At 68.8% G+C, this 14019-nt stretch carries 9 protein-coding genes; 4 read left to right on the top strand and 5 right to left on the bottom strand.

Features of this window, described 5'->3' with window-relative positions:
- Window positions 1–6: 6 nt before the first annotated feature.
- From EJ913_RS16195 to ald, 4 genes are all read right to left on the bottom strand, one after another.
- Window positions 7–906 (bottom strand): ABC transporter ATP-binding protein, encoded by a 900-nt coding sequence (locus EJ913_RS16195; RefSeq protein ID WP_126999682.1) that lies wholly within the window; start codon window positions 904–906, stop codon window positions 7–9.
- On the bottom strand, window positions 903–2405 hold the full coding sequence (livM, locus tag EJ913_RS16190) for a high-affinity branched-chain amino acid ABC transporter permease LivM (RefSeq protein ID WP_126999680.1): 1503 nt from the start codon (window positions 2403–2405) through the stop codon (window positions 903–905). Before livM ends, EJ913_RS16195 begins: the two co-directional genes overlap by 4 nt.
- A 5-nt stretch (window positions 2406–2410) precedes the next feature.
- Window positions 2411–3316, bottom strand: a complete 906-nt coding sequence (locus tag EJ913_RS16185; protein WP_126999678.1) for an ABC transporter permease subunit — start codon at window positions 3314–3316, stop codon at window positions 2411–2413.
- Between the two features lie 741 nt (window positions 3317–4057).
- Window positions 4058–5182 (bottom strand): alanine dehydrogenase, encoded by a 1125-nt coding sequence (ald, locus tag EJ913_RS16180; protein ID WP_126999676.1) that lies wholly within the window; start codon window positions 5180–5182, stop codon window positions 4058–4060.
- A 104-nt stretch (window positions 5183–5286) separates the two neighbouring features.
- On the opposite strand from ald, the gene EJ913_RS16175 reads away from it, so the two are divergent.
- Window positions 5287–5826, top strand: a complete 540-nt coding sequence (locus tag EJ913_RS16175; RefSeq protein ID WP_425321116.1) for an Lrp/AsnC family transcriptional regulator — start codon at window positions 5287–5289, stop codon at window positions 5824–5826.
- A 37-nt stretch (window positions 5827–5863) separates the two neighbouring features.
- Here EJ913_RS16175 and EJ913_RS16170 read toward each other — a convergent pair whose 3' ends face one another.
- Window positions 5864–7729, bottom strand: a complete 1866-nt coding sequence (locus EJ913_RS16170) for a cation:proton antiporter domain-containing protein (protein ID WP_126999672.1) — start codon at window positions 7727–7729, stop codon at window positions 5864–5866.
- A 108-nt stretch (window positions 7730–7837) separates the two neighbouring features.
- On the opposite strand from EJ913_RS16170, the gene EJ913_RS16165 reads away from it, so the two are divergent.
- The 3 genes from EJ913_RS16165 to EJ913_RS16155 all read left to right on the top strand — a co-directional run bounded on the left by EJ913_RS16165 (window position 7838) and on the right by EJ913_RS16155 (window position 14019).
- The gene (locus EJ913_RS16165) at window positions 7838–8107 is read left to right on the top strand and encodes a helix-turn-helix transcriptional regulator (protein ID WP_126999670.1); all 270 of its coding nucleotides are present in this window, start codon (window positions 7838–7840) and stop codon (window positions 8105–8107) included.
- Between the two features lie 297 nt (window positions 8108–8404).
- Window positions 8405–10345 (top strand): sensor histidine kinase, encoded by a 1941-nt coding sequence (locus tag EJ913_RS16160; RefSeq protein ID WP_126999668.1) that lies wholly within the window; start codon window positions 8405–8407, stop codon window positions 10343–10345.
- A gap of 176 nt (window positions 10346–10521) precedes the next feature.
- A complete protein-coding gene (locus EJ913_RS16155; protein ID WP_126999666.1) occupies window positions 10522–14019 on the top strand; it encodes a response regulator in 3498 nt (1165 codons plus the stop codon).

The raw sequence follows: 14019 nt of genomic DNA, 5'->3' as shown, positions 1-14019 counted from the left end.
CATTCCTCAGATCTCCTTGGGCGCCGGATGCACGACCGAGGCCGGCAGGTCGCCCGCCACCTCCGGCGGCAGCTCGGCGTCCTCGTCCTCGCCCAGATAGGCGCGGATCACCGCCGGATCGTTCTTCACCGAGGTCGGATCGCCGTCGGAGATCTTCCGCCCGTAGTCCAGCACCACCACATGGTCGGAAATCCGCATCACCACGCTCATGTCGTGCTCGATCAGCAGCACGCCCGTGCGGTGCCCGTTGGGGTTGCGCGCGTCGCGGATGAAGGTCAGGATCTCCGCCAGCTCGCCCGACTCGCGCGGGTTCAGGCCGGCCGCCGGCTCGTCCAGGCAGAGCAGCACCGGCTCGGTGCACATGGCGCGCGCGATCTCCAGACGCCGCTGGGCGCCGTAGGGCAGGTTGCCCGCCTCCCAGTCGGCGAACTCGGTCAGCCGCACCCGCTCCAGCCAGTATTTCGCCAGCTCCAGCGCCGCCTTCTCCGCCTTGGCGTAGGTCGGCAGCCCGAACAGCCCGGCGATCGCGAAGCCCGACGCGTCCATCAGCTTGTTGTGCTGGGCGACGATCAGGTTCTCCAGCACGCTCATGCCGCCGAACAGCCGGATGTTCTGGAAGGTCCGCGCCACCCCGCTCTGGGCGATGCGGTAGCCCGGCATCCGCTCCAGCAGGAACTCGCGCCCGTCGGGGTGGCGCAGGCTCAAGCGGCCCACGGTGGGCGTGTAGAAGCCGGTGACGCAGTTGAACAGCGTCGTCTTGCCCGCCCCGTTCGGCCCGATCAGCGCGGTGATCTCGCCGGTCCGCGCCACGAAGGACACGTCGTTGTTCGCCACCAGACCGCCAAAGCGCATCGTCAGGTGTTCCACCGTCAAAAGCGGCGTCTCGGTCATCTCGGTCACACTCATCGCGCGGCTCCCGCGTTCACCCGCGGCGTCTTGCCGCCGTGCAGGAGGATGGTCGGGTCGCGGTGGGCCAGCAGCCCGCGCGGACGCCACAGCATGATCACCACCATGCCCATGCCGAAGGCCAGCATGCGGTAGTCGGCCAGCTCGCGGAAGGCCTCGGGCAGCCCGATCACCAGCAGCGTCGCCACCACCACGCCGATCTGCGAGCCCATGCCGCCCAGCACCACGATGGCCAGGATGATCGCCGATTCGATGAAGGTGAAGCTCTCCGGGCTGATGAAGCCCTGGCGCGTGGCGAAGAACGAGCCGGCGAAGCCGCCGAACATCGCCGCGATGGCGAAGGCCGCCAGCTTCATGTTGGTGCGGTTGATCCCCAGCGAGGCGCTGGCGATCTCGTCCTCGCGCAAGGCCTCCCAGGCGCGGCCCAGCGGCAGCTTGCGCACCCGCAGGGTGAAGACGTTGACCACCAGGGCCAGCGCCAGGATCAGGTAGTACATGAAGACGATGCGGTGGAGCGGCGAGAACTCCAGCCCGAACAGCTCGTGGAAGGCGGCCATGCCCTCGGGGGGCGTGCGGGTGAAGTCGGCGATGCCGAAGAAGCTCGGGCGCGGGATGCCCGAGATGCCGTTGGGGCCGCCGGTGAACTGGTACCAGTTGACCAGGATGATGCGGATGATCTCGCCGAAGCCGAGCGTGACGATGGCGAAGTAGTCGCCGCGCAGCCGCAGCACCGGGAAGCCGAGCAGCACGCCCGAACAGGCCGCCAGCACCCCGGCCAGCGGCAGGCAGACCCAGAAGCTCAGCCCGAAGTAATGGGCCAGCAGCGCGTAGCTGTAGGCGCCCACCGCGTAGAAGGCGACGTAGCCCAGATCGAGCAGCCCGGCCAGGCCCACCACGATGTTCAGCCCCCAGCCGAGCATGATGTAGGTCAGCAGCAGGATGCCGATGTCGAGCAGTTGGCGGTCGGCCAGCGGGGTCAGCGGCAGGGCGACGGCAAACGCGATGGCGACCGGGGCGATGTACTTGGTGGCGTGCTGCACCTTGGCGGCGACGCGGTCCATGCGGCGGTCGCGCTCGGCCTGGGACAGCTTGGAACGCCCGGTGGTCAGCGTGATGGCGGCGCGCAGCGCGATGATGCCGCCGCCGGCGACCAGCACCAGGCGCAGCACCTGGGTCGGCATCGGCAGGGCCAGCCCGACGGCGGCGGCGGCCAAGGCCAGCACCAGCACCGGCAGGGCCAGCCCCTGGCGGATCAGCCCGAGGCCGAGCCGGCCGAGGAAGACCAGGACGATGGAGGCGATCACCTCGTCGGGGCGCGCCTCGATGCTCAGGCCGGTCGGGCGGTCGACGGTGCGCAACCCCACCAGCGGGACGGTGAGCAGCAGGGCGACGAAGGCGGCGGTGGCGGCGTCCTTGAGGCTGCCCGGCCAGTCGACGGCGGGGCGGGCGGGGACGGCGGCGGGGGCCGGAGTGGGGGCGGTGTGGGAGGGCATGGTCATGGCGCTCACACCTTCTCGATTTCAGGACGCCCGAGCAGGCCGGTGGGGCGGAAGATCAGCACCAGGACGAGCAGGGTGAAGGTGGCGACGTCCTTCCATTCGGAGCCGACGTAGCCCGACCAGAAGGCCTCGATCAGGCCGATGACGACGCCGCCGAGCATGGCGCCGGGCAGCGAGCCGACCCCGCCGAGCACGGCGGCGGTGAAGCTCTTCACGCCGGCCAGGAAGCCGATGTAGAAGTCGATGACGCCGTAGATCAGCAGCACCATCATGCCGGCGACGGCGGCCAGCGCGGCGCCCATGACGAAGGTCAGCGAGATGATGCGGTCGACGTTGACGCCGAGCAGGCCGGCCATCTTCTTGTCCTGCTCGCAGGCGCGTTGCGCCCGGCCGAGCGAGGTGCGGCTGATCAGCATCGTGAAGCCGACCATCAGCACCAGGGTGATCAGAATGGTGGCCAGCCGGACGTAGCTGACCGAGACGGCGCCGTCCATCAGGGTGAGGTTGCCGGGCAGGATGGGCTGGAGCGGCTTGGAGCGGGCGCCCTGGAGCAGCTGCATGTAGTTCTGCAGGAAGATCGACATGCCGATGGCCGAGATCAGCGGGGCCAGGCGCGGCGAGCTGCGCAGCGGCCGGTAGGCGATGCGCTCGACCGCCCAGCCATAGACGCTGGTGAACAGCATCGAGGCCGCCAGCATCACCACCAGCGCCAGCGGCACCCAGGTGATGCCAAGCGCCCCCATCGCCAAAAAGGTGATCAAGGCCACGAAGGCGCCGATCATGTAGATCTCGCCATGCGCGAAGTTGATCATCCCGATGATGCCGTACACCATCGTGTACCCGATCGCGATCAAACCGTAGATCGCCCCCAACGACAATCCGTTGATCAACTGCTGTATGAAATAATCCATCAGGCTGGCTTCTCCCGGTCTTCCAGTACCCAGTCTCGCGAAGGACCGGCTTTCGTTGACAGGCAATGCGGAATGGAACGACGGCTGCGTCGGTGGAGCCGTTGTGTGGCGGCGGGTGTGTGGCGGCGGGGTTCCGGGCAGAGCGAACGGGGGAGCACGCTCATGCCCGAGGCAGGGGACGCTTGGAACCCCGCCGCGCACCCGGTTGCGACGACAGCTCCGCAAGGCCTCAAGGCCCGGCGGAGTGTCCGTCGGCGACGGTTATGCGAGCAGGCCGGAAAGCGGCGCGCGCAATGTGATTGCCTGTGGTGTCGGGGCGGTGCGATGCGGCACCCGGTAGCCCCGGACGAAAGCGCGGTAAACGATCATACGAACACGTCCCCCATACGCGGCGCGGCCCTTGGCCACGGCGTTTCCGCCGGCATCGCTGCCGGGTTTGCGTTTTTGACGATGCAACGGCCGGGGCTGACGGTGTTTCCGTCCGCCCCGGCACAGTCGGCGTTACACGCCGAGCCTTACCCTGTTCAAATCTGTTCTTGATCTTTGGCCCCGGCACTTAGGTGCCGGTGGCGTATGCTGACCTTTTTCTTGTCACAGACACGTAAATCAGTTTGATCCGTAGACGCAACACTGTCCTTCAAATGCACGAGAAAAACAACAAACATCTGGAAATTTTACCTCTCATCCAATGAAAATTTCGACAGACCGACGAGGAAGTGAATTTCATTCAGTTTGAGGGGGTCATGCGCCCAGCAACGTTTGCGGATCGTGGAAGGGATGGCCGAGCGCCGCCGCCACCGCCGGATGGGCGATGCGGCCGTCGTGGACGTTCAGCCCGTTTCGCAGATGCGGATCCTCGGCCAGCGCCCGCCGCCAGCCCTTGCCGGCCAGCGCCTGGACGAAGGGCAGGGTGGCGTGGTTCAGCGCCTGGGTGGAGGTGCGGGCGACCGCCCCCGGCATGTTGGCGACGCAGTAATGGACGATGCCGTCGACCAGATAGGTCGGGTCGGAATGGGTGGTCGCGTGGCTCGTTTCGAAACAGCCGCCCTGGTCGATGGCGACGTCCACCAGCACCGAGCCCCGGCGCATCCCGGCCAGCTGCGCGCGCTTCACCAGCTTGGGCGCGGCGGCCCCCACCACCAGCACGGCGCCGACCACCAGATCGGCGTCGGCGACCAGCCGGTCGAGCGCGTCGGTGGAGGCGTAGGCGGTCTTCAGCCGGGGGCCGAACAGATCGTCGAGTTGGGCGAGGCGAGCCACCGAACGGTCGGCGACGACCACGTCGGCCCCCAGCCCCATCGCCATGCGCGCCGCGTTGGCGCCGACCACCCCGCCGCCGATGACCAGCACCTTGCCCGGCAGCACGCCCGGCACGCCGCCCAGCAGCACGCCCGATCCGCCGGTGGTCTTGTGCAGGGCCACCGCGCCGACCTGGACGGCCATGCGCCCGGCGATTTCCGACATCGGCGCCAGCAAGGGCAGACGGCCGTCGCGGTCGGTGACGGTTTCATAGGCGATGGCGGTGCAGCCGCTCTCCATCAGCAGCCGGGCCTGTTCCGGATCGGGGGCGAGGTGCAGGTAGGTGAACAGGAGCTGTCCGGGGCGCAGCCTGCGGCATTCCGCCGTCTGCGGCTCCTTGACCTTGACAATGAGATCGGCGTTGGCGAAGACATCCTCGGCGCTGCTCGCGATGGTGGCCCCGGCGGCTTGGTAATCCGCGTCGGAGAAGCCGATATCCGCCCCCGCGCCGGTCTCGACGAGCAATTCGTGACCGTCCGCCGCCAGTTCACGAACCGAGGCCGGAGTCAGGCCGACGCGGTACTCGTGATCCTTGATTTCCTTCGGAACGCCGATGCGGGTGACCATAGGTTGCTCCCGAAACTTTCGGTCGGACGGATTGTCTTCGTATTGTCACTATACGCCGGACGGAGGAGGTGGATCTCTGCAAAGCCTTGCATGAATCCACGATAATGCGATGGTGGGTTCGCACGATCCGCCACGTTTTCGAACAAAGTTGCATGCACGCCCTGGACGCCCTCGATCACAAGATTCTCCGTCTGCTTCGCAAGGACGGCCGCATGAGCAACGCCAAGCTGGCGGCGGAAGTGGGGCTGTCGCCCTCGGCCTGCCTGCGGCGGCTGCACATGCTGGAGCATTCCGGCGTCATCCGAGGCTACACCGCCATCGTGGAGACGGCGGACGAGGAGCGTTCCGTCATCGTGATCGTGCAGATCACGCTGGAGCGGCAGACCGACGAGTATCTGCGCCGATTCGACGCCGCCGTGCGCCGCTGCCCGGAGGTGCGGGAATGCTACCTGCTGTCGGGCAGTTCGGATTACCTGTTGCGGGTGGTGGCCCAGGACGCGGCGGATTACGACCGGGTCTACAAGGAGTCGCTGTCGCGCCTGCCGGGGGTGGTGCGGATCCAGTCCAGCTTCGCCATCCGCAGCGTGATCCGGCCCGGCATGCCCCAGCCCGGCCTGCCGCTGGCGGACGAGCCGGTGGGGTGACCGGCGCGTCCGCTGCTTTTCGGCCCAGGCTTTCGGCTCAGGCGGGGGTGGCGGGCGCGTCCTCGGCCGGCTCGTCCTCGGCGGAGACCAGACGGAGCATGGCGCGGGCGATCTCGCGCTCGCCCATGATCGTGTGGGTCGCGCCGCATTTCTGGAGATGCTCGACCTCGGCGTCGGAATGGGCGCGCGCCAGGATCTCCAAGGTCGGGTTGGCGACGCGGGCCTGCTCGACCACCTGTCCGCATTCGAACACGTCCGGGATGACGACGATCAGCCGCCGGGCGGTCGTGAGGTTGGCCGCCTGAAGGACCAGCGGGTCGGCGGCGTTGCCGAACAGAACCTCCGCCCCGTCCCGGCGCGCCGCCTTCGACGGGTCGGTGCGGTCCTCGATGACGAGGAAGGGCGCTCCGCTCTCCTTGAGCCCGGCGCCGACGAAGGAGCCGACCCGGCCATAGCCGACCACCACCGTGTGGCCGTGCAAGGCGGTGGCTTGGAGGTCGTGCTCGGGCTCGTCAGGCTCGGTGATGTCCACCGGCAGGGGGGGGGGAATGGGGGGCGCCGCTTCGGGCGCGGATGGCTCGGCCGGCTTGACGGGTTCCACGGCGGTGGGCGGAGGGATCAACGCCTCCACGGCGGCTTCCGCCATTGCCGTGGGCGTGGTTGTCACGGCGGGCGCCGCCGGCTTGGGAGCGGCGGGCTTCTTCGCGGCCTCCTCGGCTGCGGTGAAGCGGGACACCAGGACGAACAGCAGCGGGTTGATGAAGATCGACAGGATCGCGCCCGCGAGAATCAGATCCTGGCCGACCTCCGGCAGGATTCTAAGGCTGACGCCCAGCCCCGCGAGGATGAAGGAGAACTCGCCGATCTGCGCGAGGCTGGCGGAGATGGTCAGCGCCGTCGCGGTCTTGCGCCCGAAGGCGCGGACGATCAGGAAGGCGGCCAGCGACTTGCCGACCAGGATGATCAGCAAGGTCGCCGCCAGTTCCAGCGGCGCGCGCACCACGATGGACGGGTCGAACAGCATGCCGACCGACACGAAGAACAGCACCGCGAAGGCGTCGCGCAGCGGCAGCGTCTCCTCCGCCGCGCGCTGGCTCAGCGCGGACTCGCTGAGAATCATGCCGGCGAAGAAGGCGCCCAGCGCGAAGGACACGCCGAAAAGCGCGGCCGCCCCGAACGCCACGCCGAGCGCGATGGCCAGCACCGCCAGCCGGAACAGCTCGCGGGAGCCGGTGTGGGCGACCCAGTGCAGCACCCAGGGGATGACCCGGCGCCCGACGATCAGCATGAACGCGATGAAGGCGGCGACCTTGCCGAACGTCACCAGCAGGACCCCGGTCAGGCCAAGGCCGAAGGGACCCTCACCTCCGCCGTCGCCGGTGACGGCCCCGGCCACCGCCGGGATCAGCACCAGCGCCAGCACCATCGCCAGATCCTCGACGATCAGCCAGCCCACCGCGATGCGCCCGCGTTCGGTCTGCACGAGGCGGCGCTCCTGAAGCGCGCGCAGCAGCACGACCGTGCTGGCGACCGACAGCGCCAGACCGAAGACCACGCCCGACACCCAATGCCAGCCCAGCGCCACGCCCAACCCGGTGCCCATCAGCGTCGCCACGCCGATCTGCGCCACCGCGCCCGGCACGGCGATGGCCTTCACCGACAGCAGATCCTTGAGCGAGAAGTGAAGACCGACGCCGAACATCAGCAGGATGACGCCGACCTCCGCCAATTCGTTGGCAAGCCCCTGGTCGGCGACGAAGCCCGGCGTGAACGGCCCGGCGACCACGCCGGCCAGCAGGTAACCGACGAGGGGAGAGACGCGCAGGCGGTGGGCGAGGGCACCGAAAACGAAGGCGAGGCCAAGCCCCGCGACAAGGATGGCGATCAAGGGACCGGAATGCATGGCGTCCTGCGGTGGGCTGAAAACGGCGGGGAAGGGGGGCGCGCTTGAAGTTTGGGGCATAGACCCCATAGTTCAACCAATTTGGTTGATTTTTTCCGGGCTGTGACCATGCCAGCACACAAATGTCTCACGCCCGGCCAGTGCCGGGCGGCGCGGGGGTTCCTCGACTGGACCCAGGACGAACTGGCCGAGCGGACCGGCCTGTCCCGCAGCACCATCCGGGCGTTCGAGAAGTGCCACCACGATCTCCAGGCGGCGTCGGAAACCCGAATCGTCGAGACGTTCCGCGAGGCGGGAATCACCTTTTCCTCCGCCGGGCCGGAAGGCTGCCATGTGTGCCTGAAGCCGGTGGAGACCACGGAGCCGGACCCCACCTGACCGAGACGAAAGCACGAGCGTGTGGCACCAAGGAAAGGCGCGGCTACGACAACCGCCGGATAGCAGAGCGAATGGCGTTCGTCAGAAGTGGCTCCCGGTTTACGAGCCCTTGCTGCCGGTATATGAAGGGAAGGCCGACCGACGGCGCCACTGGATGAGAGACATCGGGCTGTGCGTGGGTCCAAAAAGTTGCAAAGTCCAGAACAGTCGCCGGCAGGTTTCAGCCGTTTCTTCGTTGCCTTTGCCAAACGCGCATTCGAATTTTTAAAAAACAACCTTGGATTTCCAAGGGGGCGGATGGCTGTTGCGGGAGCGGCGCTGATTCTTGTCCTCGTCACCCTTCTCGGCGCGGCGCGGCCCGTGGTGGCGGTGGAGTCGGGGGGAATCCTGTTCGTGTCCTCCTTCAGCCCAACCGTCCGCTGGACCGAGGCGATGCTCGCCGCCGTCAACGAGGAACTGGCGGCGCGCGACCGCCCGATCAACCTGTACGTCGAATTCCTCGACCGCTCCCGGCTGCCCGCGACACCCGATTCGGCGGAATGGGTGGCGTTCCTCGCGTCGAAATACCGCGACGTGCGGCCCGGCGTGATCATCGCCGACGGCGCGCCCGCCATCGAGTTGATGGCGGCCTTCGGCCCCGGCCTGTTCGGCGGCGTCCCGATGGTCGGCGTCTTCCCGCGATTCGAGGATCTGGGGGAGGCTGGGAAGGCGGCGATCGTGCCGGTCACCACCGGCCCGCACATCGACCGCACCGTGGACATGGCCCTCGACCAGTGGCCGGACGCCCGGAGGTTGGTCATCGTGTCCGACAACGGCGGCCCGTCCCATCATCTGGCCAGAATCATCCGTGCTGCCGTGGCGGCGCGGACCGACCGCCGCATCGCGGTCGAGCATCTGTCCGACTACCGGATCGAGGATCTCGAAAACACGCTGGCCGCTCTTCCCCGCGACAGCGTCGTCCTCTACACGCATCTGTCGGTGGACGCGCTCGGACGGCATTTCCGGCCGGAGGAGGTGGCGGGAAGGCTCGCCAGGGTGTCCGCGGCGCCCTTCTACGTCCTGTTCGATTCCGACATCGGCAGCGGGGCCGTCGGCGGCTTCGTCAACAATTCGCGGGTCGCCGGCCGGGTCGCGATCCGGGCCGCGCTGGCCCTGGCCGACGGGACGTGGCGGCCCCCGGCGCCGGGCGAGACCCACTATTCGTCCGGGGCCGTCGTCGACTGGCGCCAACTGCGCCGCTGGGGGATTCGCGAGCAGACGCTGCCGCCCGACACCGAGATCCGCTTCCGCCAACCCTCCTTGCTCGAGGAGTATCTGTTGGAAGCGCTGGCGGCGCTCGGCTTCATCGGCGTGCTGAGCGCGGCGCTTCTCCTCATCTCGGTGCTCTACGTGCAGCGGGGGCGCCTCGCCCGCGCCCTGCGCGACGCCAACACCCGGCTGGAGGAGCGCGTCACGGCGCGGACGCGCGACATCGAGCGCGCCCTGATGGGCGAACAGGCGGCGCGCCTGCGCCTGCGCACCTTCCTCGACATGGCCACGCACGAATTCAAGACCCCGTTGGCGGTCATCGACAGCTCGGCGCAGATGCTCGAGCGGCTGGTGGACGCCGAGCAGGCCGGGGTGGGGAGCCGTTTGTCGCTGATCCGCCGGTCGGTGCGGCGGGTCGTCGATCTGGTCGAGACCTGCCTCGCCGGGGAACGGGTGGACGAGGAGATTCCGCTCAAGCCCGTGACCTTCGCGCCGGCCGCGCTGGTCGGCACGGTGGTCGAGCGGCAGCGCGGGCACGGTGCCATCATCCTCGTCGGCGACACCGCCGCCCTGCCGCCCACCGCCATCGCCGATCCCGACCTGCTCGCCATCGCCCTGGACGCGCTGCTGGACAACGCCCGGCGCTACGGGACGGCGAAGGGCGGCGCCATCGAGGTCGCGGCGTGGTGGAACGGCAACGCGCTGGTGCTGTCGGTCGCCGATCGGGGACCGGGCGTGCCCGAGGACGAATCCCTGCGGATCTTCGAGAAGTACTACCGGGGAATGGACAACCGTTCGACGCCGGGCACCGGGATCGGCCTCAACCTCGTCAAGACCATCGCCGAACTCCATGGAGGAACGGTCGCCTACGCTCCGCGCGACGGCGGCGGGTCGGTGTTCACCCTGACGGTCCCGCTGGACCGCGACAGGGAACCGGCGGCCGAGCCGGACGCCGGGATGACGGAACAATCAAGCGCGCCGGTCCACTGACATCTTCATCCATCGCCAATGTATGGTTACTGAACGCTCAAGTCCCGGACTGGTGACGGCCGCAATCGCGACAATTGGATTCTGTTCATCTTAATGGTCTTATTCGTACAAGTGCTGTGTAAAGGGCGTCGTCAGGCTGCGAGACCGGCGCGCGTGTAACGAAAAGTGACATCGGCATGACGTTCTGGCTCGATTCCCTGTTCCGCCCCGCCGTCCCCGGTCTCATGGACGCCGTGCTGGTCGGCCGCTACGACCCATGGCTGGTCGCCCTGTCCTTCCTGACCGCCGCGCTGGCGTCGCTGGCGGCGCTGATGACCGCCCAACGGATGGCGGCGGCCCATGGGCTGACACGGGGCCTATGGCTGGCGGCGGGGTCGGCCAGCATGGGCGGCGGCATCTGGGCCATGCATTTCATCGGCATGCTGGCCTTCGAGCTGCCCTGCGGCATCACCTACGAGATCGATCTCACGATCCTGTCCCTGCTCCCGGGGATGATGGCCAGCGGTGTGGCGCTGACCGTGTTCGGGCAGAACGGCCGGATCGGGCCGAGGCGGCTGGCCCTCAGCGCCGTCCTGATGGGGGCCGGGATCGGCGCCATGCACTACACCGGAATGGCGGCCATGGATATGGACGCCATGATGCGCTACGACGCGCGCATGGTGGCGGTGTCCGTCGTGGTCGCCGTGGTGCTGGCCTTCGTGTCGCTCAGCATTCGCGGCCTGACGCTGCGGGCGGAGCGGACAGACTCGCGGGTCGCGGCGACGCTGGTCGCGGCGGCGGTGATGGGGGGCGCCATCACCGGGATGCATTACACCGCCATGCACGCCGCTGTCTTCTTCCCGCTGGACCAGCCGGACGCGCTGGGCGTGTCGCTGCCGCCGACCACGCTCGCCATCCTGGTCATCGTCTTCGCGGTGTCGCTGGCGACCACCACCATGGCCGCCTCCTTCGCGGGGCGGCAGTTGGAAACCTCCCGCGCCCTGCGCGACGAGATCGCGCGGCGCGCCGAGCTGGAACGCGAGGCCAAGGCCGGCGAGGCGCGGCTCCAGGCGATCTTCGACACGGTGGTGGACGGGATCATCACCATCGACGAGCGCGGCACCATCCAGCGCTGGAGCCCCAGCGCCGCCCGCATGTTCGGCTACAGCAGCGAGGAGACGGTGGGTAAAAACGTCTCCCTGCTGATGCCGGAGCCGCACCGGACCGGGCATGACGGCTATCTCCGCCATTTCCGAGAGACAGGCGAGGCCAAGATCATCGGCATCGGGCGGGAGACCGTGGGGCGCCGCAAGAACGGCGAGGAGTTCCCGCTGGAACTCTCGATCAGCCAAGTGCTGTTGGGCAACGAGCGGCTGTTCACCGGCATCGTCCGCGACGTGACCGAGCGCAAGCGCGTGCAGGTGGCGCTGGAGGAGGCGGTGCGCGGCGCCGACGCGGCGAGCCGGACCAAATCCGCCTTCCTCGCCAACGTCAGCCACGAGGTGCGCACGCCGCTGAACGCCATCATCGGCATGGCGCACATCCTGATGCGCGCCGAGATGGGCCGGGCGCAGCGCGACCAGGCGGGCAAGATCCTGAACGCCGGCCGGTCGTTGCTGTCGATCATCAACGACATCCTGGACTTTTCCAAGGTCGAGGCCGGGCAGCTGACCATCGAGGCCATCGAGCTGGATCTGGAGCGCGTGCTCCAGGACATGTCCGACATGGTCGGTGAGAAAGCGGCGGCGAAGGGGTTGGAACTTGTTCTCGACATCGGCGCCGACGTGCCGCTGCGCCTGATCGGCGACCCGCTGCGGCTGGGCCAGATCCTGCTGAACTACGTCAACAACGCCATCAAGTTCACGGAAAGCGGCGAGATCAAGGTGATCGTCCGCTGCGACGGCCCCGCAACCGACCGGGTGCGCCTGCGCTTCTCCGTCAGCGACACCGGCATCGGCCTGTCGCAGGAGGCCAGGACCCGGCTGTTCCAGCCCTTCCAGCAGGCCGACGTCTCCACCACCCGCCGGTTCGGCGGCACCGGGCTGGGGCTGGTCATCAGCAAGCGTCTGGCCGAACTGATGGGCGGCGCGGTCGGGGTGGACAGCGAGCCGGGGCAGGGAAGCACCTTCTGGTTCACGACCAGCCTGGGTGTCGCCGCCGGGGCGGGCGGGCGGCAAAACGCGCCGGCTGCCGGTCTGCGCGGCCGCCGCGCGCTGGTCGTGGAGGACAACGACAGCACCCGCGCCGTCATCTGCGACATGCTGCGCTCGATGACCTTCGTGGTCCAGGAGGCCAGCGGCGGGGCCGAGGCCGTGGAGATCGCGCGCGCCGAGTTGACCGCCGGGGCGCCCTTCGACATCGTCTTCGCCGACTGGCGCATGCCCGGCATGGACGGGATCGAAACGGTGACGGCGATCCGGGATCTGCACGCCAAGGGAACCGCGCCCGCCTTCGTGCTCGTCACCGCCTACGGGGGGGCGGAGATCATGCACCGGGCCCAGCGCGCCAGCGTCGACGAGATCCTGGTCAAGCCGGTCAACCCCAGCGTCCTGCTCGATTCGGCGTCGCGCGCCCTGGGAATCGCCGGGAACGACACCATTCCATCCGCCGCTCCCGATGCCACGATCGAGGAGCGGCTGGCGGGCCTGCGCATCCTGGTCGCCGAGGACAACGCCCTCAACCAGGACGTGGCGCGCGAGTTGCTGACCAGCGCCGGCGCCCTGCCGGACATCGTCGACAACGGCGCCATCGCGCTGGAGCGGCTGGAGCACGAACACTACGACATCGTCCTGATGGACATGCAGATGCCGGTGATGGACGGGCTGACCGCCGCCCGCCGGATCCGGGAACGGCCCGAGCTGAAGGATATGCCGGTGGTCGCCATGACCGCCAACGCGATGGAGAGCGACCGCCGGAACTGCCTGGACGCCGGCATGAACGACCATCTGCCCAAGCCGATCGACCCGGAGGAGCTGTACGCCATGGTGGCCCGCTGGGCGGGCCGGACGGCGCAGGGTGGGGGGGCCGCGCCCGCCGGGGCGACGGCGGCCACGCTGGCGTCCTTCGCCGCTGTCGCGCCGGACATCGACGCGCGGGCCGGTCTGAACCGGGTGCTGAACAAGCCGCATCTCTACCGCTCCCTGCTGGTCCGATTCCGGAGCGAGCAGCGGGATTCGGCGGCGCGCATCGCGACGGCCATCGCGGCGAAGAATGTGGGGCTGGCGGAGATCGTCGCGCACACCGCCAAGGGGTTGTCGGGCCAGATCGGCGCCGGCCCGCTGGCGGCGGCGGCTTCCGCGCTGGAGACCGCCATTCGCGAAGGCGCCGCTCCGGACGAGACGACCCAACGGCTCGGCGTCTACGAAAGCGCCCTCGGCCAGACCCTGGCGGCCATCGGGCGCGCGATCCCCGACGACCAGCCTGGGCCGCCGCCGGCTCCCGCTCCGGCGGCGGCCCAGGCCGCGCCCGAGCTGCCGCCACTCAGCGCCAGGGACGCGGAAACGCTGAACCGTCTGGTCACCCTGCTGGCGGACGACGACCCCGACGCCCAGGAGTTGGTGCAGGGCGAGAATTCGATCCTGCGCGCCGCGCTGGGATCCCGTGCCTACGACACGCTGGCGAAGGCGGTGGACCGCTTCGACTTCGACACGGCCCTGACCATCGCGCGCGGCCGCTTGGCCGAGCCGGTGTCCTGA

Source organism: Azospirillum doebereinerae (assembly GCF_003989665.1).
In the GTDB taxonomy this organism is placed as follows: Bacteria; Pseudomonadota; Alphaproteobacteria; order Azospirillales; family Azospirillaceae; genus Azospirillum; species Azospirillum doebereinerae.
Note: the sequence above shows the minus strand (reverse complement) of the source record. Positions and strands in the feature narration are given on the sequence as shown.